Here is a 22597-nt window from a genome sequence, read left to right on the forward strand (position 1 = left end):
TTTTTTTTTATCCTTTTAATAAGTTTTGAAAACTATTTTATTAAAAAAAATATAATTTATAGATATTTACCAGTACATAATCTATCATCAAAATGCCAAAAAATAATAACATAAAATCGGTTTTAATTATAGGTTCAGGACCAATAATTATTGGGCAGGCTTGTGAATTTGATTACTCAGGTTCTCAAGCAATTAGATCTTTAAAAGAAGAAGGAATAGAGGTTGTTTTGATTAACTCTAATCCGGCAACCATAATGACTGATCCTTCTTTGGCAGATTATGTGTATTTAAAACCGTTGACTACCAAATCAATTATTGAAATTTTAAAATTACACCCAAATATTGATGCAGTATTACCAACTATGGGTGGTCAAACTGCTTTAAATTTATGTATTGAAGCTCAAGATAAAGGTATTTGGGATGATTTTAATATCAATTTAATTGGTGTAGATATTGACGCAATTAATATTACGGAAGATAGAGAACAGTTCAGAAAATTAATGATTGATATAGGTATAGGTCAAGCTCCTTCTGCAACGGCAGCTTCTTTTTTAGAAGGAAAAGAAATTGCTCAGGAATTCGGATTTCCGTTGGTAATTAGACCATCATTTACTTTGGGTGGTTTTGGAGCTTCCATTGTTTATAAAAAAGAAGATTTAAATAATTTATTGCGTAGAGGTTTAGAAGCATCACCAATACATGAAGTAATTATAGATAAAGCATTATTAGGTTGGAAAGAATATGAATTAGAGTTATTACGAGATAAAAATGATAATGTGGTAATTATTTGTACTATTGAAAATATGGATCCAATGGGAATTCATACAGGTGATTCAATTACCGTTGCACCAGCTATGACTTTAAGTGATACTACTTTTCAAAAAATGCGTGATATGGCAATCCATATGATGCGTTCTATTGGTGATTTTGCGGGTGGTTGTAATGTGCAATTTGCCGTAAGTCCTGATAAAAATGAAGATATAATTGCTATTGAAATTAATCCAAGGGTGTCACGTTCCTCTGCTTTAGCTTCAAAAGCTACGGGATATCCTATAGCTAAAATTGCTACAAAATTGGCTATTGGTTATCATTTAGATGAATTAAACAATCAAATTACTAAAACTACTTCAGCGTTATTTGAACCGACTTTAGATTATGTAATTGTAAAAATTCCTCGTTGGAACTTTGATAAGTTTGAAGGCTCTGAAAGAACCTTAGGTTTACAAATGAAGTCTGTAGGTGAAGTAATGGGAATTGGTCGTTCGTTTCAAGAGGCGTTACATAAAGCTACACAATCCCTAGAAATAAAACGAAACGGATTAGGAGCTGATGGAAAAGGTGAACGGAAGTATGATGTAATTATTGAAAAATTAAAATATCCAAGTTGGGATCGTGTTTTTGTACTTTATGATGCTGTGCAAATGGGAATTTCGTTAAGTACCATTCACGAAATCACTAAGATTGATATGTGGTTTTTAAAACAATATGAAGAATTATACACTTTAGAAAAGGAGATTTCCTCTTTTAAATTAGATACTTTAAGTTATAATTTATTATTAGAAGCCAAACAAAAAGGTTTTGCAGATAGGCAAATTGCCCACATGTTGGGCTGTTTGGAAAGTGAAGTTCACAAAAAAAGAGAAGCACTTGGTGTACATAGAGTTTATAAATTAGTAGATACTTGTGCAGCAGAATTTGATGCACAAACACCATATTATTACTCTACATTCGAAAATAAAATGATAACTTCTAAAGGTAGTTTTGCCGATAACGAAAGTGTAGTTTCAAACAAAAAAAAGATTGTTGTTTTAGGTTCTGGTCCAAATAGAATTGGGCAAGGAATTGAGTTTGATTATTGTTGTGTTCATGGCGTTTTAGCGGCTAAAGAATCTGGTTATGAAACTATTATGATAAATTGTAATCCTGAAACCGTTTCTACAGATTTTGATATTGCAGATAAATTATATTTTGAACCTGTATTTTGGGAACATATTTATGATATTATTCGCCATGAAAAACCAGAAGGCGTTATCGTTCAGCTTGGTGGACAAACAGCCTTGAAACTCGCTGAAAAACTAGAAAAACACGGTATAAAAATAATTGGAACAAGTTTTGAAGCACTAGATTTAGCCGAAGATAGAGGTCGATTTTCTGAATTGCTAGTTGATTTAAATATTCCATTTCCAAAATTTGCTTTGGCTTCAACTGCAGATGAAGCTATAGCCATTGCAGATGATTTAGATTTTCCTATTTTGGTTCGTCCTTCTTATGTATTAGGAGGTCAAGGAATGAAAATTGTTATAAATAAAGAGGAATTGGAAAAACATGTAGTGGATATTCTACATAAAATTCCGAATAATGTACTGTTGTTAGATCATTATTTAGATGGGGCTATTGAGGCAGAAGCAGATGCAATATGTGATGGAAAAGATGTTTATATTATTGGAATAATGGAACATATTGAGCCTTGTGGAGTTCATTCAGGAGATTCCAATGCAACTTTACCACCATTTAATTTGGGTGAATTTGTAATGCAACAAATTAAAGATCATACCCAAAAAATAGCATTGGCTTTAAGAACTGTAGGGTTAATTAATATTCAGTTTGCCATAAAGGATGATGTTGTTTATATTATTGAAGCTAATCCAAGAGCTTCACGTACAGTTCCATTTATTTCAAAAGCATATAAAGAACCTTATGTAAATTATGCAACTAAAATAATGTTGGGTAAAAATAAATTGAAAGATTTTGACTTTAAGCCTAAACTTGATGGTTTTGCAATTAAGCAACCAGTTTTTTCTTTTAATAAATTTCCTAATGTAGATAAACGTTTAGGTCCTGAAATGAAATCTACAGGAGAAAGTATTTTATTTATTGAGAATTTAAAAGATGATCAATTTTACGAATTGTATTCTCGAAGAAAAATGTATTTGACTAAGTAATAGGTAAAAATAATGTTTTCTTCATTTTTTTAAAACCTAACATTTATCATATTTGTAATAAAAAAGTTTAAAAAAATAAACCAAATACGCCTAGGTTTATTTGTCTTTATTGTTACAGTATTCAATATTTTTAAATTTCACTTTAGTGTAATTAGCTAAAAATAAGCAAATTAAACACTCTATTTTTATCTATTCTAAATAACAATTAACAAAATTTTGCTGACATATATCATTGTAAGTCCTTATGGGTTAGTCTAATTTTACAGAGCAAAAATTCATAAGAAAACTATATAATTTGAAAATTAAATTTAATACTGTTTAATTCAAAAAAATTATTAAAATAAAGTAAAAATGAAAGAAGAGATTTCTAAATTAATTTGTGATGCTAATGAAGCAGTAGCAAAGGTTGCACATAAAACAAATGAAGTTTGTGCAATTTATCCAATTACACCTGCATCTCCAATGGGAGAACACGCAGAAGTGTATAGTGCGGAAGGATTAAAAAACATTTGGGGTAATATACCTAGAATTATTGAAATGCAGAGTGAAGGTGGAGCTTCTGGAGCTGTTCATGGTTCACTGCAAGGTGGTGCTGTAACTACAACATTTACAGCTTCTCAAGGTTTGTTATTAATGATTCCAAATATGTATAAAATGGCTGGTGAATTATTGCCAACCGTAATTCATGTAGCTGCACGTACTATTGCAACACACGCATTATCTATTTTTGGAGACCATTCTGATGTAATGGCAACAAGAGCAACTGGTTTTGCAATGTTATTCGGTGGTTCTGGTCAAGAGGCACAAGATTTTGCATTAATATCTCAAGTAGCGACTTTTAAAACCAGAATACCATTTTTAAATATTTTTGATGGTTTTAGAACTTCACATGAAATTACTAAAATGGATGCAATTCCAGATGAAGTAATAAAAGCTATGATGCCAGAAAAAGAAGTTTTGGAACATAGAAAACGTGCATTAGATCCTGATAATCCAGTGCTTAGAGGTTCATCACAAAACCCTGATGTATTTTTTCAAGCAAGTGAAGCTTCTAATATTTATTATCAAAAAGTTCCTGAAATAGTTCAAGAAACTATGGATGAATTTTATAAACAAACAGGTAGAAGATATGACTTATTTAATTATGTAGGACACCCAGAAGCTGAACGTGTAATTATTATTATGGGCTCAGGTGAAGGTGCAGTTGGTGAAGCTGTTGAAGCTATGGTTGCCAATGGTGAAAAAGTAGGAGCATTATATGTACGTTTATATCGTCCATTCTCAATTTATCACTTCATTAAAGAATTACCTAAAACAGTTAAAAAAATAGCTGTTTTAGACAGAACTAAAGAACCAGGAAGTATAGGAGAACCTTTATATTTAGATATTGTAAATGCATTTGTTGAAATGGGAGATACTTTACCAACAATTGTTGGTGGTCGTTACGGTTTATCTTCTAAAGAATTTACACCAGCAATGGTTAAAGGTATTTATGATGAATTAATTAAGAATTCACCTAAAAATCACTTCACTATTGGTATTAATGATGATGTAACTCATACAAGTTTAACTTACAATCCTAATTTTAAAACAACTAAAAATACAGTAAATTGTATGTTTTATGGTTTAGGTTCAGATGGTACTGTTGGAGCAAACAAAAACTCTATTAAAATTATTGGTGAAACTACTGATAATTATGTACAAGGATATTTTGTATATGACTCTAAAAAAGCAGGAGCTCAAACTATTTCACATTTACGATTTGGTCCAGATCCAATTACTGCTTCTTATTTAGTAGATAAAGCTAATTTTATTGCGGTTCATCAATTTAACTTTATACAAAAATATGATGTTTTAGAGAACATTAAAGAAGGAGGTACTTTCTTACTTAATTCACCTTATTCAAAATATAAAGTTTGGACAGAACTTCCAAGCATTCTTCAACAAAGAATAATTGATAATAATATTGAATTTTATGTAGTTGATGCTACAAGAGTTGCTCATGAAGTAAACCTAGGAAAACGTACAAATACCGTTTTACAAACTTGTTTCTTTGCCATATCAGGAGTATTACCTAAAGATGAAGCTATCAAAAAAATTAAAGCTGCCATTGTTAAATCTTATTCTCATAAAGGAGAAAAAGTGGTTAAGATGAACTTTAATGCCGTTGATAAATCATTAGAAAACTTAGAAAAAGTTGAATACCCTCGTCACACTACAAATACTGATGGTTTACAACCAATGATGCGTGAAGGTGCCGATGAATTTATTAAAGAAATTTTAGGAACTATTTTAGCAGGTAAAGGCGATACGTTGCCAGTTAGTGCATTTACTCCTGATGGAACATTCCCAACAGGAAGCACAAAATTTGAAAAACGAGGTATTGCAGACTATATTCCTACTTGGGATGATGCTAATTTATGTACACAATGTAATAAATGTGTTAGTATTTGTCCACATGCTGCTATTAGAGCAAAAGTGGTATCCAATGAATTGATATCAGATGCACCTGCTGGATTAAAACATGTTCCAGCTAAAGGAAGACCATTTAATAGTGAAACAGAAAGCTATGTGTTACAAGTTTCTCCAGAAGATTGTACAGGATGCGATTTATGTGTTGAAGTTTGTCCTGCTGAAAGCAAAGAAGTTGAAGGCGTATTTGCAATTAATATGTCTAGAAAAATAGACGTTGATAAAGAAGAAAATAAAAACTGGGATTACTTTATTGATTTACCTAACTATGATAGAAAAGAATTAAAAATTTCTACCATAAAAGGATCACAATTCTTAGAACCATTATTTGAATTTTCAGGAGCTTGTCCTGGTTGTGGAGAAACACCTTATATAAAATTAGTTACACAATTATATGGTGATAGTATAATGATTGCTAATGCAACTGGTTGTTCATCTATTTATGGAGGAAACTTACCAACAACACCATATACTAAAAATAGTGCAGGACGTGGACCAGCTTGGGCAAATTCATTATTTGAAGATAATGCAGAATACGGATTAGGAATGCGTTTAGCATTAACTAAAAAACAAGATATTGTTTTTGATTTATTAAAATCTTTAGAAGATCAAATTGGAAGTACGTTAGTTAATGAAATTATTGGCAATATTGAAGAAGATGAAACTCAAAAAGAGTTAAAACTAAATCAAATTGAAAAATTAAACAGTATTTTAGATACTATTGATACTAAAGATGCTAAAAACCTAAGAGACCTTTCTGAATACTTGCGTAAAAAATCAGTTTGGATATTTGGTGGAGATGGCTGGGCTTATGATATAGGATTTGGTGGATTAGACCATGTATTGGCATCTGGTGAAAATGTAAATATTTTAGTTATGGATACTGAAATATATTCTAACACCGGTGGTCAAGCATCAAAAGCGACTCAAATGGGGGCAAGTGCTAAATTTTCAATTGGAGGTAAAACAACACCTAAAAAAAGTTTAAGCTTGCAAGCAGTATCTTATGGTAATGTGTATGTAGCTCAAATAGCAATTGGAGCTAAAGATAATCAAACTTTAAAAGCAATTCAAGAAGCAGAAGCTTATCCAGGAACTTCAATAATTATTGCATATTCGCCTTGTGTTGACCACGGATATGATTTAAGATATTCAGCAGATCATCAAGCAAAAGCTGTTGAAACTGGTTACTGGCCATTATTTAGATTCAATCCAATGGAAGTAAAAGGAAAGAAATTTAGATTAGATTCTAAACAACCTTCTGCTCCTTTAAGCGATTTCATGTATAGCGAATCTCGTTTTACAAGGGTTGTTAAAGATAACCCAGAAAATGCAAAAAAATTATTAGATGAAGCTCAAGAGAATGTTGAAACACAATGGGAACGTTTAGAACTTTATAAAAATTTATAATTTTATTTGATAAAAGTGCTGAACAACATTGTTGTTCAGCACTTTATTTTTTTAGAATATTAATTAGAAATATTAGCATTATGAAATCTAGATCAAAAGCATTTTTAGATGAAGCTGAGAAAAAACTTCAAGAAGCTAAAGAAGAAATGTTTAAGCCAAAAGAAGATATGGTTAGTTATTCTGTTTGTAAAAAATCACAAATTGCTATAGAAAACTATTTAAAAGGTTATTTAACTAAAAACCATATTGAAATTTCACAGGATGAAACTATAGCTACTTTATTTGACAAGTGCGTTGCTTTTAATGAGAAATTTAAAGAGGTAGATTTAAGCGAAATTAGTTGCAGAAATCATATTATTGATTCACGTTACTGTTCAGAAATACCTAAAGTAGCGGCTTGTTTAGATACCGCAGATGCCTTAGATACTTATTTTAGAAAAAACAAAATTATATAAGTATCATCTTTCAATTTCATTTGACAAAGAAAAAACTTACTGTACATTTGTAAAAATAAATAAAATTTATGAATTATATTTTATTTGATGGAGCAGTACGTAATGCATTATTACCATTAACTTACACAAAACCTGTTGCAGATTTAAGAATTGGTATTTTAACCATTCGTGAAAAATGGGAGAAGCAGTTAGAAACTACTACAACCACGGTAACTGAAGAATATTTAGAAGAAAAATATCCAATGGTTGAAATGGATGAAAATGTAATGATTAACGCTTCGTTTTTGCCAACTGCTAATTTGATAAATACCATTAAAAATTTAAAAGAAAATCAAGCCATTTTTAAAAATGATGAGGTTATTGCTTTTTATAGTAAAGAGTCTCAAGAAACTATTGATTTTAATAATTTTTACCAAATAGAATTTGAAGATGAAATCATTCAAATAAAAAATACTTGGGATTTATTTTCTTATAATGATAAAGCTATACAGGCAGATTTTGAATTGCTTACAAAAAATAGAAAATCACAACCTATACCAGAAAACATACAAACCTTAAACTCTGAAAATATTTTTATTGAAGAAGGAGCAAACCTAAATTTTTGTGTATTAAATGCTATTGACGGGCCTATTTATATAGGTGAAAATACAAATATTATGGAAGGTAGCTTAATTCGTGGACCTTTTGCTATGTGTAATAATTCTGTGGTAAAAATGGGTGCAAAAATATATGGAGGAACTACCATTGGACCATTTTGTAAAGTGGGAGGTGAAGTTAATAACTCAATTTTATCTGGTTATTCCAATAAAGGGCATGACGGCTTTTTAGGAAATTCTGTACTTGGCGAATGGTGTAATATTGGTGCAGATTCTAACAATTCAAACTTAAAAAATAATTATAGTGAAGTTCGTTTATGGAGTTATGAAACAGATAGTTTTGCTAAAACTGGATTGCAATTTTGCGGATTAATTATGGGCGATCATTCTAAATGTGCTATAAATACTATGTTTAATACTGGTACGATTATAGGTGTTAGCACTAATATTTATGGAAGTAATTTTCCGAGAAATTTTATTCCTTCATTTAGTTGGGGAGGAGCTGCTGGATTTACAACGTATCAATTAAATAAAGCATCAGAAACTGCTAAATTAGTTTACAAAAGAAAAAACTTAGTATTTGATAAAAAGGAAGAAAGAATACTAAAACATGTATTCGAAATAACTGAAAAATACAGAAATTATTAATAAAAAAGAGGCTATCTAAAAAGACTTGAAAATTGTCATTCTGAATTTAATTCAGAATCTCATCTTGCTGACTACCAGTTGTTATAAGAACCTGAAACGAGTTCAGGTTGACGAAATTTTAATTTTCGGATAGCTTCTTTTTATCTTTTATCTATTCATTTATAAAAAAGTTACACTTCCATAACTTGATTTAATTGTAATTATTTTTCCGGAATTATCTTCATTATAATATCCTTCATATTTTTTTTGAGAGAAATTGTTTTCTTGTTTTGTAAAATTAAATTTATCATTATTATATTTTAATCCGCTATAACTTAAATGTGCCGATATATTAAATGATGTGTTAGGGGCAATTCCAAATTTTAAGTGTGTATAAGATGAAACTACTTTGAGGGATTTAAACTGATTTTGAATTTCTTTAATTTTTAATGAGCCATATTCAATATTAAAATCTCCTCTACCTCTTAATTTTCCAATTGTTGTATGCATATAATCACAAACTCCTGTAATATTCCCTGAATCTCCAATTTTTAAACTTCCATAATCACAATTGTATTTTAAGTCTATAACTTGACCAAAGGTAATATGAGAGTAATCTGCATTTAATGTTGTTCTTCCTGAACGATTAACAGATAGTGTTGAATAATCAGCATTAATTTTACCATCTTTCATAAAATCTATAAAAGAATTGTTAGTATAATCAATATTTATGGTATTGTCAGAATTCCTTAACTCACCAATGTTTATACTACCATAATCACAATTAATTGTAGAAACTCCTTCTAATTTATCCAAATTAATTGAACCATAGTTGTTAGTTAAAACTACATTATTGGTAACGGGCATTTTAATTAAGTAATTAATTTGCATATTTACATTATTATTGTTTCTCCATAGTTTCCATGATGAGTTTCTGTCTATAATTGTTTTTGCAGAAACTTTTGAATCTGAATTACTAAATTCCACATTAATTTGATCTAATTTTTTTTGAACCTTTTCTTCATCATTTCCTGAAGTAGTGATGGTAACTTTAATAACAATTTTATTTTCGTTCCAAGTAACTACTTCAATATTCCCATACTTATTATCAACTTTTAAAGTCGCATTTTTATCAACTTTAAATTCCTTGTTAATAATTTTGTTTTTTGTGTACTTTCCTTCTTTTCCGTTAGCAGCAATAGTTAATGGAAGTAGAAAAAGTATAAATAAGAGTTTAAACATATTTTTCATGAGTTTGAGTTTTTAATTGTTTTATATCATTTAATTGTTGAATTAAGCTTTGCAAAACTATAATTCGTTGTTGATAATTTGCAATCATTGCATAGATAATTCTTGGATCCGATTTGTTTTCTTTTAGGTCAATTGCTAGTAGTTTATAATTTTTTTCTAATTTTTTTAATTGATTAAATGAATCAGTTATTAATTGTTGATTACTACTATTTTTTTCTTTTTCAACAAGTTGAATTTCGTTTTTGATGGTGGTTATAAAGTAATTTTCAGTTTCAGTCATTTTAGGAGATACACTCGATAACTTTGCTCCTGAATTGTTCTGATTTGAACCTATCCAAATTCCAAAAAATAAAAGTATAGAGGCTGCCATAGATAGTATTCCTGTAATTTTAAACAATCTAAAATAGTTCTTTTTCTTAGGTTTATTAAGTTTTGCTTCAAATCGATTAAAATGCTCAATAGTAGGTTCTTCTAAATCAAATTGATTTTCAAACTTTTTGAATATATTTTCTAAATTATCTTTCATAAATAGGTGTTAATAATTCTCTTAATTTATTTTTTGCTCTAGAAATCATGGTTCTACTATTTCCATAACTTATATTCATTATTTTAGCCATTTCTTCACAATCATATCCTTCAATTAAATTTAAAGTTATTGCAATTCTATAATTAGTTTTAAGATTTTTTATTTGTTTCAAAATATAGGTTACATCCACATTGGTAATATCAATTTCCTCATCAATAAAACTTTCAAAAGGGACTTTATCAAGGGTAACTTTTTCCATTTTTTCAAATTTTTTCAAACTACTTAAACATTTATTTATTACTATTCGCTTTAGCCAAGCACCAAAGGTTACTTCACCACTATAAGAATTTAATTTTGTAAAAGCTGCTAAAAAAGCTTCCTGCATAATATCTTCTGCTTCAAAGCTATCAACCACAATTCTTAAAGCACAGTTATACATTACTTTATAATACTGCTTATAAATAGCAAATTGAGCTTTTTTATCTCCTGCTTTACACTTTATTAAAAGTTGTTTAGTATGTGGTTTATCGAGATTCAATGATTAAATTCTATACAAAAGACATGGATAATATTTGATTGTTACAGTTTATACTGAAAATACATAAAAAAATGTTGTTGTTATAAACTTTTTTGGCATAACTATTGAAATTTATAAATGATTAATTAAAATATTATCAATGTAAGTAATTGATAGTAAGAAATATAAACTAATTTTGTAATCTAGTTTTTTAAATAATGAAAACTATAAATGACAAAATGACCCAAATAATAGTATGAGCAAATCAAAATTTTTAAATATAGACAAATTGTCACTTCAAAATATTTTAGATGAAGATGCAGATTTAATTCCGTTAATGACGCCAGAAGATGAAGAAGAAATAAATAAAGAAGATGTTCCAGATGTTCTACCCATATTACCTTTACGGAACACAGTTTTATTTCCTGGTGTTGTAATTCCAATTACAGCAGGTAGAGATAAATCTATTCAATTAATTAAAGAAGCAAATAAAGGAAACAAGATAATTGGAGTAGTAGCTCAAAAAAATGAATCTATTGAAGATCCTACCATAAATGATATTCATAAAGTAGGTACTGTTGCTCGTATTTTAAGAATGCTTAAAATGCCTGATGGAAATACTACGGTTATCATTCAAGGTAAAAAGCGTTTTGAAATTGATCAAGTAGTTCAAGAAAAGCCATATCTTCAAGCAACTACAAAAGCATTTTCAGAAGATAGATCCGATGAAAAAGCTCCTGAATTTGAAGCTATTGTAGAATCTATTAAAGATATGGCTATGAAAATTATTAAAGAAAATCCTAATTTACCAACTGAAGCAACTTTTGCTATTAAAAATATCGAAAGTAGTCCGTTTTTAATCAATTTTGTTTCTTCAAATATGAATTTGAAAGTAGCTGAAAAACAAGAGTTACTTCAAATTAATAATTTAAAGGAAAGAGCTTTAATTACCTTGAAGAAAATGGATGTTGAGTTGCAGAAATTAGAATTGAAAAATGATATCCATTCTAAAACGCGTTCTGATATGGATCAACAGCAACGTGAATATTATTTGCATCAACAATTAAAAACTATTCAAGAAGAATTAGGTGGTGTTTCTTATGATGAAGAATTAGAAGAAATGCGTGAAAAATCCAAGTCTAAAAAATGGAATAAGGAAGTGAAAGAAACTTTTGATAAAGAATTGGGGCGTTTGCAACGGATGAATCCGCAAATGGCTGAATATTCCGTACAACGAAATTATTTAGATTTGTTATTAGAATTACCTTGGGGAGAATATTCTAAAGATAATTTTGATTTAAAACGAGCTCAAAAAATACTTGACAGAGATCATTTTGGATTAGAGAAAGTGAAAGAACGCATTATTGAACACTTAGCCGTTTTAAAATTAAAAGGAGATATGAAATCTCCAATTATTTGTTTGTATGGACCTCCAGGTGTTGGTAAAACTTCTTTAGGAAAATCTATTGCAGAATCTTTAGATAGAAAATATGTTAGGATGTCGTTAGGTGGTTTACGTGACGAAGCTGAAATCCGTGGACATAGAAAAACATATATTGGAGCAATGCCAGGTAGAATTTTAAAAGATATTAAAAAAGCAGGAACTTCTAATCCAGTTTTTGTATTAGATGAAATCGATAAATTAGCATCTTCAAGTCATAATGGAGATCCTTCTTCAGCAATGTTAGAAGTGCTTGATCCTGAGCAAAATACTGCTTTTTATGATAATTATTTAGAGTTGGATTACGATTTATCTAAAGTATTATTTATTGCTACTGCAAATAGTTTATCTACAATTCCGTGGGCATTGCGTGACAGAATGGAAATTATAAATGTTTCAGGTTACACCATTGAAGAAAAAGTAGAAATTGCTAAACGGCATTTATTGCCAAAACAATTAAAAGAACATGGCTTAACTCCAAAACATTTGCAAATAGGCAAAAAACAATTAGAAAAAATTGTGGAAGCTTACACGCGTGAATCTGGAGTTCGTGGTTTAGAAAAGCAATTGGCTAAAATGGTGCGTTATGCAGCAAAATCTATTGCTATGGAAGAAGAATACCAAATTAAAATTTCTATTGAAACTATTGAAAAAGTATTAGGTCCATCGCATTTAGAACGAGATAAATATGAAAGTAATGATGTTGCTGGTGTAGTTACTGGTTTGGCTTGGACACAAGTAGGTGGAGATATATTATTTATTGAATCTATTATTTCAAAAGGTAAAGGATTAACTATTACGGGTAATTTAGGTAAAGTAATGAAGGAATCTGCTACCATTGCTATGGAATATATTAGAGCTAATGCTAGTGATTTTGGAATAGAAAATAAGTGGTTAGACGATTATAAAGTACATATCCACGTACCAGAAGGTGCAACACCAAAAGATGGACCAAGTGCAGGTATTACCATGTTAACTTCTTTAGTATCAGTATTTACACAGCGTAAAGTAAAATCTAAATTAGCTATGACAGGTGAAATTACCTTGCGAGGTAAAGTATTACCTGTTGGTGGAATTAAAGAAAAAATATTAGCTGCAAAACGAGCAAATATTAAAGAAATTATTTTGTGTGTTGAAAATAGAAAAGATATTGAAGAAATAAAGCCATCCTATTTAAAAGGAATGAAATTTCACTATGTTTCTGAAATGAAAGAGGTTATTGATTTAGCTTTAATGAAGCAAAAAGTTAAAAATGCTAAAAAATTATAATAAAAAAAGCAGCCAATTGGCTGCTTTTTTTATTAGTTAAATATCCCTAACAGTAAACTGAATGTAACCTATTCAAAAACAACAGATACTAAAATAAATTCGGCATAACCAACTACAATATCATAAAAATTGGTTGAGTTAATTCTTCATTCTATAACCACACGTCATTACGAGGAGTGATAATGACGAAGTAATCTGTCACTTTATCTCGTCCGTCACTGCGAGGAGTATTTCACGACGTGGCAGTCTGTCATCTCAACAAACAGATTGCTTCCTTCCACTGCGTTCCACTCGAATGACTATCAGGATGTTATTATCAGCAGGTCACTGAGCCGTAGTTGAAGTGTTGATGCGGAATCTTCTTCTACATTAACAGATTGCTTCAACTTTTTTAAGTTTCGCAATGACGAAATACAACGTCATTTTTAGCTTGACTAGGAATCTTTTGAAAAGAGACAGCTACTGAAACAAGCCTGCCTGCCGGACAGGCAGGTTCAGCATGACGAAACATAATAAAACGCCATTTTCGACATAATGAAACAAATTGTCATCCTCAGTTTGGCTGGGAATCTCATTCCAAAAATTGCAATCTTCAATTTTCAGGTAATACCTATTAATTAAGTAAAAAAAACCGTTATTATTTTTGGTGATTATTCTTTATTATTACCGCGAATAATATTCAAAATAATTATTAAACAGTTCTAATATCTAAAATAAGTCCGTTAGTTAACTTTCCTTTTTTATCTAATTTATATATTTTTTTAGCCACTTCTTTTGGTGAACTTAATTCGCCATTTTTATAAAAATCTATAAAACGTTGTACGGATTTAAAATTTTCTTTTGGTGTATTTCTAGCTTTTGATTGCATATCGGTATCTACTATTCCAGGATAAATGGAAACAATTTTAACACCGTTTTCAGCATGTTTTTGTTCTTTTGAAATTACTTTTGTCATCATATCTACACCTGCTTTTGAAGCACAATAGAGCGACCAACTTTCATAAGGATTGATAGCAGCGCCAGAGGAAATATTAATAATTTCTTTTTTGCAATCAAAACCTTGGGTCAATTTTATAAATGTAGAATTTAGAATTAGTGGAGCAATTAAATTCACTCGAATGGTATAGCTAATATCTTTAGGATTTAAATTTTCTATTGTATTTACCGTTCCTAAATCACCTGCATTATTAATTAAAAGAATTTTTTTGGTAATAGTAGTATCTAAATGAGAAAACAATTCCGTTAAAGTTGGGGCAATAGTTTCGGTTTTACTTAAATCACAAGAATATTGCTCGGCAGTGTAAAATTTTTCTTTTATAGAACGAGAAATTGAAAAAACGCGATACCCGTTTTTATGATAAACTTTAGATAATCCTTCTCCTAAACCTTTATTTCCACCAGTTATTATAACTATTTTTTCCATCTTTTAATGAATTAAAACTTGCACTAAAATAATGAAAAATTATGGATTGTAGACTTAATTATTTATAGAATTCTTTGGCTTTATTCCAATACACATCCATCTCAGCTAAAGACATATCGTGTAACGATTTTCCTATTTTTTTAGCTTCTTTTTCTAAATATTGAAATCTGTTAATAAATTTTTTATTGGTACGTTCTAAGGCATTTTCAGGACTTACTTTTATAAATCTGGCATAATTAATCATAGAAAAAAGTACATCTCCAAATTCAGCTTCTATATTTTCGGAGTTTCCTTTTTCAATTTCAGCATTTAATTCTGAAAGTTCTTCTTGCACTTTTTGCCAAACTTGTTCCGGTTTTTCCCAATCAAATCCTACTCCAGCTACTTTTTCTTGAATTCTGTTAGCTTTTACTAACGCTGGTAATGATTTTGGGACACCTTCTAAAACAGATTTATTTCCTTCTTTTAACTTTAACTGCTCCCAATTTTTTTTAACATCTTCTTCATTTTCAACTTTTACATCACTATAAATATGAGGATGTCTGTAAATTAATTTTTCAGAAATAGCATTGGCAACATCTGCTATATCAAAGTCATCAGTTTCCGAACCTATTTTAGCGTAAAAAACAATATGCAACAGCACATCACCCAATTCTTTTTTAACTTCTTGTAAATCGTTATTAAGAATGGCATCGCCTAACTCATAAGTTTCTTCAATGGTTAAATGACGTAGGGATTCTAGCGTTTGTTTTTTATCCCACGGACATTTTAAACGCAACTCATCCATAATATCTAATAACCTACCAAATGCCTGAAGTTGCTGTTCTCTGGTGTGCATAATTATGCTTCTTCCGTTTCTTCTTCAGGTATTGCACTGAAATCAAAGTTACTAGAAGCTAGTAAATTATACCACTGAATTACTTTTTTAATGTTTGAAGTATATACACGTTCTTCATCAAAATTTGGTAAAATTTCTCTAAAATAAGAAGTCAATACTTTACCATTTTCTTTATGACTTATAGCTTCTTTTCCTTGCTCTTTTTCGCCAATTGTTTTTAAAACAATTCTTAACGGAACTTCTTCTTCATAGGTAAACATCGAAATTTCATTTAATGCACTTAAATTATGCATTGCTGAAATTGGAAATTTTTTATCGTCTAATAAGGATTGAACAATAATTCCGCCTTTAGATTGCGCTTTAATTTCAAATAATCCTGATTTACCGGTAATAGCAACAATATCTTTTAATTCCATATAATTATCTCTTTTTTAATTTAGGAAATCTCATCCTATAATCTGGATTTATTTTTCCTTTACTAATATTTTCTAATTTCTTTTTAATTAATCGTTTTTTAAGTGATGAAATTTTATCCGTAAACATAATTCCTTCAGTATGGTCGTATTCGTGTTGAACCACCCTAGCTGCCAAACCATCCAAAACATCGGTATGTTTTTCAAAATTTTCATCCATATATTCAATAGTAATTCTTTCATGTCTAAACACGTCTTCACGAATTTCAGGAATACTTAAACAACCTTCAGTAAAAGGCCAAATTTCACCTTCTTCTTTAATAATTTTTGCATTGATAAATACTTTTTTAAAAGATTTTAAAAAAGTTCTTTCTTCATCTTCAAGTTCTTCATCTTCAGCAAAAGGAGAAGTATCTACCACAAATAACCTAATAGCTTTACCTATTTGTGGAGCCGCTAAACCAACACCTAAATCATTAATCATGGTTTCTTTCATGTTATCAATAAGTTCTAATAGATTAGGATAATCTTTATCAATATCAACCCCTATTTTTCTTAAAATGGAATCACCATAGGCAATAACAGGTAAAATCATATTTTTTATTTTAAGGTTGCAAAATTACAAATAATCAAACTATAAACAAAAAGGGTGCTTTAAAATAAAATTTATCCTTTATTATAGAGATAAGATTGCAAAATAAGGGTTGCACTAATTTCATCTATCAATGCTTTATTTTGACGTTGTTTTTTTTTCAATCCGCTATCAATCATAGATTGGAATGCCATTTTTGAAGTAAAACGCTCATCAACACGTTTTATTGGAATTTTAGGAAATGTTTGACTTAATTTTAAAATGAAAGGTTTTATAAACTGTTCGCTTTCACTTTCAGTATTATTTAGTTGTTTTGGTTCGCCAACAATAAATAACTCTACATTTTCTTTTTTAAGATATGCTGTTAAGAAAGAGAAAATCTTTTTTGTATCAACAGTAGTTAATCCTGAAGCAATAATTTGCAACTCATCAGTAATTGCTATTCCTGTTCTTTTTGTACCAAAATCAAAAGCTAAAATACGTCCCAAACTATTAACATAAATTTAAAAACTGTTCAAATTTAGTCATTTTGAATTATATAATTAATTTAAACTTTATATTTGCCCTAATAAGATATTATACATGGATAAGTTAAGAGAAATTATAGAGAAAACTTGGGATAATAAAGATTTATTAAAAAATGAAGTATCTCAAAACGCAATACGAAAAGTTGTTAATTTATTAGATAGCGGTGTTTTAAGAGTCGCAGAGCCCGTAGCTGATGGTTGGCAAGTAAACGAATGGGTGAAAAAAGCTGTTGTTATGTATTTTCCAATTCAAAAAATGGAAACTATGGAAGTTGGAATTTTTGAATATCACGATAAAATTTCATTAAAAACAGGGTATAAAGAAAAAGGGATTCGTGTTGTACCACCTGCAGTAGCACGTTATGGCTCTTACATTTCTAGCGGAACTATTTTAATGCCAAGTTATATAAATATTGGTGCTTATGTTGATAAAGGAACTATGGTAGATACTTGGGCAACGGTTGGTAGTTGTGCCCAAATTGGTAAAAATGTACATTTAAGTGGTGGAGTTGGTATTGGTGGAGTTTTAGAGCCATTACAAGCCGCACCTGTAATTATTGAAGATAATGCTTTTATAGGATCTCGTTGCATTGTTGTTGAAGGAGTTCATATAGAAACTGAAGCCGTTTTAGGTGCAAATGTTGTGTTAACAGCATCAACAAAAATTATTGATGTTACGGGTAATAAACCTATTGAAATGAAAGGAAGAGTTCCAGCACGCTCGGTAGTAATACCAGGTAGTTATAAAAAACAATTCCCTGCAGGAGAATTTAATGTTCCTTGCGCAATGATTATTGGGAAAAGAAAAGAAAGTACCAATAAAAAAACTTCTTTAAATGATGCGTTAAGAGAGAATGATGTAGCTGTTTAAATGCTTTTGAAATCATTTTATCTTAGTTAGCTGCTTAGCTGTATACTAAATGGATATTTTTTTCAATATTTAACCAGCTTCTTTTTTTATGTAAATAATCTAATTATTTAAATTTCTTATTAGTTAACTAACTTGAAAATACTATTTTTGTAGTCTGAGTTACACTATTTTATGAAGTTTTTAATATATATATCGCTTGAATATGGTTTCCCGATTGTGAGACCATTACAAGTTGAAATTCTAAAGCGAGGCTATAAAGTAGCTTGGTATATTGAAAATGAAATAAGTAAGCGAAAGTTAAAACTTTCAGAAAAATTATTAAATACAGTGAAAGAAGTAATGGATTTTAAGCCAGATGCAGTTTTGGTTGCCAGTAATGAAGTTCCTCACTTTTTCCCAGGAATTAAAGTGCAATTATTTCATGGATTTAGTGTCAATAAAAGAACAAAAGATAAAGGTCATTTTAGAATTAGAGGTTTTTTTGACTTATACTGTACGCAAGGTCCATCTACAACTACTTATTTTAAAGAATTAGAAATAAAATACAAGTATTTTAAAGTTGTTGAAACCGGTTGGTCTAAAGTTGATGTTTTGTTCCCAGTTCTTAAAAAAATAGTAACTAGTAAACCTACTATTTTTATAGCTTCTACATTTACTGAAAGATTAAGTTTGGCACATAATTCAGCAGTTTTTAAAGAACTAGTATCGTTAATTGAAAGTGAAGATTGGAATTGGATTGTGAATTTACATCCTAAAATGGATGCGAAAATTGTAAACAAATTTCAACAATTAAATAGTTATAAAAATGTAAAGTATCTTCCTTTTTTAGAGGATTTAGAGCCTTTAAAACAAGCCGATGTAATGTTTACAGATACATCTTCTATAATTACCGAATTTATTATTCAAAAAAAACCAGTTATTACATTTAATAATAACTTACCTAAAGATTGTTTTATAAATATTAGTACTGTAGATAATTTAAAAAGCAATATTGAACTTGCATTAAAAAGGCCAGAGGATTTAATGGCTAAAATTGAAAAATTTGTATTGGATGAGCACCCATATTTCGACGGAAAATCTAGTGAAAGAGTACTAGATGCTACATTGAATTTTTTAGATAAAGACCAGTCAAGTTTAAAGAGAAAACCTTTAAATCTATTGCGTAAATATCAAATGAGAAAAAAAATGAATTACTTTAAGTTTTAATAAAAACACCTCTGATTTATTGTTGCTTATTTCATTAAATTAAAAGAAATCCAAAAAAAACTATGTATCAACATTATATAATTACACGATTTAACCTTAGAAACGATAGTTGGACAATAACAAAAAACAATGAAAAAGTATTATCGGAATCTTGGTTAAAAGATCGTTTTGAATTATTTGAAAACTATTGTCTTAACTCCGTAAAAAATCAAACAAACCAAAATTTTAAGTGGTTGGTTTTTTTTGATATAAATACACCTGAAAATTATAAAAGAAAGGTTGAAGAGTTTCAAGCATCTTACTCAAATTTTATTCCCTTTTTTATTGATGGTATGAATAATTTTTTACCTGAAATTGTAAAAAAAATAAAGTTGTTGGATGATAAGAAATACTGCATTACTTCAAGATTAGATAATGATGATAGTTTACACAAAGGTTATATTAATGTTATTCAAAGTTATTTTGATTATCAAGATCATTTAGCAATAGACTTGATAGATGGTTATACATTACAAACGGGGTCTATAGTTCGATTTGGTTTAAAAAAGCAATTGTACAATCCGTTTATTTCTTTAATAGAAAAAAAAGAAAATTTAAAAAGTGTATGGTTTAGAAGTAGACATGGATCTTGGAAATATGAAAAAAATATTATAAGAGTTACAAATAAACGATTGTGGTTGTGCGTAATTCATGATTCAAACAAAGTAAATTTATTTACGGGTTATGATAATGTTGATTCAAAAATTCTCAATGATTTTAATATTGTTAGTCATAAAAAAGAGGAATTAATTAAAGAAATAAAACCATTTAAAAAATGGATATTGCTAAGTTTTTATAATTGGGTAAATTCTTTAGTTGAATGTTATTTTAAGGATTTTAAAAAAGTCATAGGTTTATATAATAAAAATAAAATTAATTAAAATATGGTTGAATCTGAATTGAAAAATAGTCTTAAAATTCTTGAAGAGAAGAAGGTGCTATTATACCCAACAGACACAGTTTGGGGGATTGGTTGTGATGCAACTTCAGAAATGGCAGTATCAAATATTTTTGATATCAAAGAACGATTAGAAAGTAAAAGTTTAATTATTTTGGTTGATGGAATAAAGATGCTGCAAAAATACATTCCTTCTATTTCAGAAAGCATTTTAAATTTCTTAAGTGCAACATCAAAACCTACAACCATAATTTATAATAATCCAACTGGTTTAGCTCAAAATGTAGTTGCAAAAGATAATACAGTAGCCATAAGAATTGTTCAAAATGAATTTTGTAATCAATTAATTACTGTATTTGGAAAACCAATTGTATCAACTTCAGCAAATAAAAGTGGGAATCCAACTCCTAAAAGTTTTAAAGAAATAGAGAAATCAATTTTGGATAGCGTAGACTATATTGTAAATTTGCAGCGCGAAGAAGTAAATGATAAATCTTCTACTATTTTAAAAATAGGAGATAATGGAGAATTAATAGTACTTCGTAAATAATTTTGGTGCTGAATTTAGGTTCACATCATAATGAGCAAATCAGTTTGATGAAATTCTGAAACAACACTTCGACAAGCTCAGTGTGACATTTTCAGAATGACATTCAAAAAAGCAATTTAGTGAGTGTTATTCCTGCGAAGGCAGGAATCCATAGAGCTAATAAAAATAGATTCCTGCCTTCGCAGGAATGACAGGCAAAAGTTATAAGACCTAAAAAAATATAGAGGTTTATTTAACTCAGATTAATTTATGACAGCAAATAAAATTTACAAAGATGCACTTGCGCATTCTATTTTTGAATATATATCAAAAGCCTCGTCTAATTTACAATTAGAAACTTTTGTGATAGGTGGTTTTGTACGAGATTATTTTTTAAAAAGAGAAATTCCAGATGATATTGATATTGTTGCAGTTGGTAGTGGTATTGAGTTAGCTAAAGAAGTTGCTAACCTTTTGCCAAAGAAACCTAAAGTTCAAGTTTTTAAAACGTATGGAACTGCCATGTTACGTTATGAAGATATTGAAATTGAATTTGTTGGGGCGCGTAAAGAATCCTATAATGAAGATAGTAGAAACCCAGTTGTTGAAGATGGAACATTGCAGGATGATCAAAATAGACGTGATTTTACGATTAACGCATTAGCTTTAAGTTTAAACAAATCAGATTATGGAAGGTTATTAGATCCTTTTAATGGATTAATAGATTTAGAAAATAAAATAATACGTACACCATTAAATCCAGATATAACATACTCTGATGATCCATTGAGGATGATGCGTGCTATACGTTTTTCATCTCAATTAAACTTTATAATTGAAAATGAATCACTAAACTCAATTGAAAGAAATTCTAGTCGTATTGCTATTATTACCAAAGAGAGAATTATTGTTGAATTTAATAAAATAATGCTTTCTAATATTCCTTCGATTGGTATTTTGTTATTGCATAAAACTAATTTATTACATCAATTTTTACCTGAATTAACAAATTTACAAGGAGTTGAAGAAGTAGAAGGACAGAAGCATAAAGATAATTTTTATCATACATTAGAAGTTGTAGATAATATATCAGAAAATACAGATAATTTATGGTTACGTTGGGCGGCTTTGTTGCATGATATTGGAAAAGTCCCAACTAAAAAATTTGATAAAACTGTTGGTTGGACTTTCCACAGCCACGAATTTGTAGGCTCAAAAATGGTATATAAATTGTTTAAACGTTTAAAAATGCCATTAAACGATAAGATGAAATTTGTTCAAAAAATGGTGTTTTTAAGTTCGCGCCCAATTGTGTTGGCTACTGAAGTTACTGATTCAGCAGTTAGACGTTTGATTTTTGATACTGGTGATGATATTGAAAGTTTAATGACGTTGTGTGAGGCAGATATTACAACTAAAAATCCATCTCGTTTTAAAAAATACCATCATAATTTTAAAATGGTTCGTCAAAAAATTAAAGAAGTTGAAGAGCGAGACCATGTTCGTAATTTTCAGCCACCAATTTCAGGCGAGCTAATTATGAAAACTTTTAATTTAAAACCTTGCAGAGAAATCGGTCAAATTAAAGATGCTATAAAAGAAGCTATTTTAGATGGTAAAATTACAAATGATTATGATGAAGCTTATCGATTTATGATTGAAAAAGCTAAAAAATTAGGATTTAAAACAGTTAATAATTGACAATTTCAGAATTCGTCATTGCGAAGTTTTCAATAGAAAACTGAAGTAATCTCA

The 22597-nt window shown here is 29.3% G+C and carries 18 protein-coding genes; 10 read left to right on the forward strand and 8 right to left on the reverse strand.

The window, feature by feature from the left end:
* Nucleotides 1-92 precede the first annotated feature (92 nt).
* From carB to L3J60_RS03685, 4 genes are all read left to right on the forward strand, one after another.
* Nucleotides 93-2942, forward strand: a complete 2850-nt coding sequence (carB, locus tag L3J60_RS03670; RefSeq protein ID WP_291974135.1) for a carbamoyl-phosphate synthase large subunit — start codon at nt 93-95, stop codon at nt 2940-2942.
* 351 nt (nt 2943-3293) lie between these two features.
* A complete protein-coding gene (nifJ, locus tag L3J60_RS03675; protein ID WP_291974136.1) occupies nt 3294-6824 on the forward strand; it encodes a pyruvate:ferredoxin (flavodoxin) oxidoreductase in 3531 nt (1176 codons plus the stop codon).
* Nucleotides 6825-6904: 80 nt separating this feature from the next.
* Complete coding sequence (locus tag L3J60_RS03680; protein ID WP_291974137.1) at nt 6905-7279, forward strand: HEPN domain-containing protein; 375 nt, start codon at nt 6905-6907, stop codon at nt 7277-7279.
* Between the two features lie 68 nt (nt 7280-7347).
* Nucleotides 7348-8523, forward strand: a complete 1176-nt coding sequence (locus L3J60_RS03685) for a GlmU family protein (RefSeq protein WP_291974138.1) — start codon at nt 7348-7350, stop codon at nt 8521-8523.
* Nucleotides 8524-8682: 159 nt separating this feature from the next.
* On the opposite strand, the gene L3J60_RS03690 is transcribed toward L3J60_RS03685, so the two are convergent.
* The 3 genes from L3J60_RS03690 to L3J60_RS03700 are packed head-to-tail and all read right to left on the reverse strand — an operon-like array spanning nt 8683 to nt 10817.
* Nucleotides 8683-9753, reverse strand: coding sequence for a hypothetical protein (locus tag L3J60_RS03690; RefSeq protein WP_291974139.1), 1071 nt, complete (start codon nt 9751-9753; stop codon nt 8683-8685).
* Nucleotides 9737-10279, reverse strand: coding sequence for a hypothetical protein (locus L3J60_RS03695; protein ID WP_291974140.1), 543 nt, complete (start codon nt 10277-10279; stop codon nt 9737-9739). The genes L3J60_RS03690 and L3J60_RS03695 overlap by 17 nt, the downstream gene beginning before the upstream one ends.
* On the reverse strand, nt 10269-10817 hold the full coding sequence (locus L3J60_RS03700; RefSeq protein WP_291974141.1) for an RNA polymerase sigma factor: 549 nt from the start codon (nt 10815-10817) through the stop codon (nt 10269-10271). The genes L3J60_RS03695 and L3J60_RS03700 overlap by 11 nt, the downstream gene beginning before the upstream one ends.
* Nucleotides 10818-11052: 235 nt before the next feature.
* On the opposite strand from L3J60_RS03700, the gene lon reads away from it, so the two are divergent.
* Nucleotides 11053-13506 (forward strand): endopeptidase La, encoded by a 2454-nt coding sequence (gene lon / locus L3J60_RS03705; RefSeq protein WP_291974142.1) that lies wholly within the window; start codon nt 11053-11055, stop codon nt 13504-13506.
* Nucleotides 13507-14197: 691 nt separating this feature from the next.
* Here the strand turns inward: lon and L3J60_RS03710 are convergent.
* From L3J60_RS03710 to ruvX, 5 genes are all read right to left on the reverse strand, one after another.
* On the reverse strand, nt 14198-14929 hold the full coding sequence (locus L3J60_RS03710) for an SDR family NAD(P)-dependent oxidoreductase (RefSeq protein WP_291974143.1): 732 nt from the start codon (nt 14927-14929) through the stop codon (nt 14198-14200).
* Between the two features lie 58 nt (nt 14930-14987).
* Entirely contained in the window at nt 14988-15767 is a 780-nt protein-coding gene (gene mazG, locus L3J60_RS03715) for a nucleoside triphosphate pyrophosphohydrolase (RefSeq protein WP_291974144.1), read from the reverse strand.
* A gap of 2 nt (nt 15768-15769) precedes the next feature.
* Entirely contained in the window at nt 15770-16183 is a 414-nt protein-coding gene (locus L3J60_RS03720; protein WP_291974145.1) for a DUF5606 domain-containing protein, read from the reverse strand.
* 4 nt (nt 16184-16187) lie between these two features.
* Nucleotides 16188-16775 carry a peptide deformylase gene (def, locus tag L3J60_RS03725; protein WP_291974146.1) on the reverse strand — a complete coding sequence of 196 codons (588 nt, stop codon included), beginning with the start codon at nt 16773-16775 and terminating at the stop codon, nt 16188-16190.
* Between the two features lie 71 nt (nt 16776-16846).
* Nucleotides 16847-17260, reverse strand: coding sequence for a Holliday junction resolvase RuvX (gene ruvX, locus L3J60_RS03730; protein WP_291974147.1), 414 nt, complete (start codon nt 17258-17260; stop codon nt 16847-16849).
* A gap of 94 nt (nt 17261-17354) precedes the next feature.
* Between ruvX and L3J60_RS03735 the strand changes: the two genes are divergently transcribed.
* The 5 genes from L3J60_RS03735 to L3J60_RS03755 all read left to right on the forward strand — a co-directional run bounded on the left by L3J60_RS03735 (nt 17355) and on the right by L3J60_RS03755 (nt 22543).
* Entirely contained in the window at nt 17355-18170 is an 816-nt protein-coding gene (locus L3J60_RS03735) for a 2,3,4,5-tetrahydropyridine-2,6-dicarboxylate N-succinyltransferase (RefSeq protein WP_291974148.1), read from the forward strand.
* Nucleotides 18171-18341: 171 nt separating this feature from the next.
* Nucleotides 18342-19376 carry a UDP-N-acetylglucosamine 2-epimerase gene (locus tag L3J60_RS03740; RefSeq protein WP_291974149.1) on the forward strand — a complete coding sequence of 345 codons (1035 nt, stop codon included), beginning with the start codon at nt 18342-18344 and terminating at the stop codon, nt 19374-19376.
* A 62-nt stretch (nt 19377-19438) separates the two neighbouring features.
* Nucleotides 19439-20296, forward strand: a complete 858-nt coding sequence (locus L3J60_RS03745) for a glycosyltransferase (protein ID WP_291974150.1) — start codon at nt 19439-19441, stop codon at nt 20294-20296.
* A 3-nt stretch (nt 20297-20299) separates the two neighbouring features.
* Complete coding sequence (locus tag L3J60_RS03750; protein WP_291974151.1) at nt 20300-20863, forward strand: L-threonylcarbamoyladenylate synthase; 564 nt, start codon at nt 20300-20302, stop codon at nt 20861-20863.
* 249 nt (nt 20864-21112) lie between these two features.
* The gene (locus L3J60_RS03755; RefSeq protein WP_291974152.1) at nt 21113-22543 is read left to right on the forward strand and encodes an HD domain-containing protein; all 1431 of its coding nucleotides are present in this window, start codon (nt 21113-21115) and stop codon (nt 22541-22543) included.
* The last annotated feature ends 54 nt before the right edge of the window (nt 22544-22597 follow it).

Origin of the sequence: Lutibacter sp., from assembly GCF_021647475.1 — a bacterium.
Lineage (GTDB): Bacteria > Bacteroidota > Bacteroidia > Flavobacteriales > Flavobacteriaceae > Lutibacter.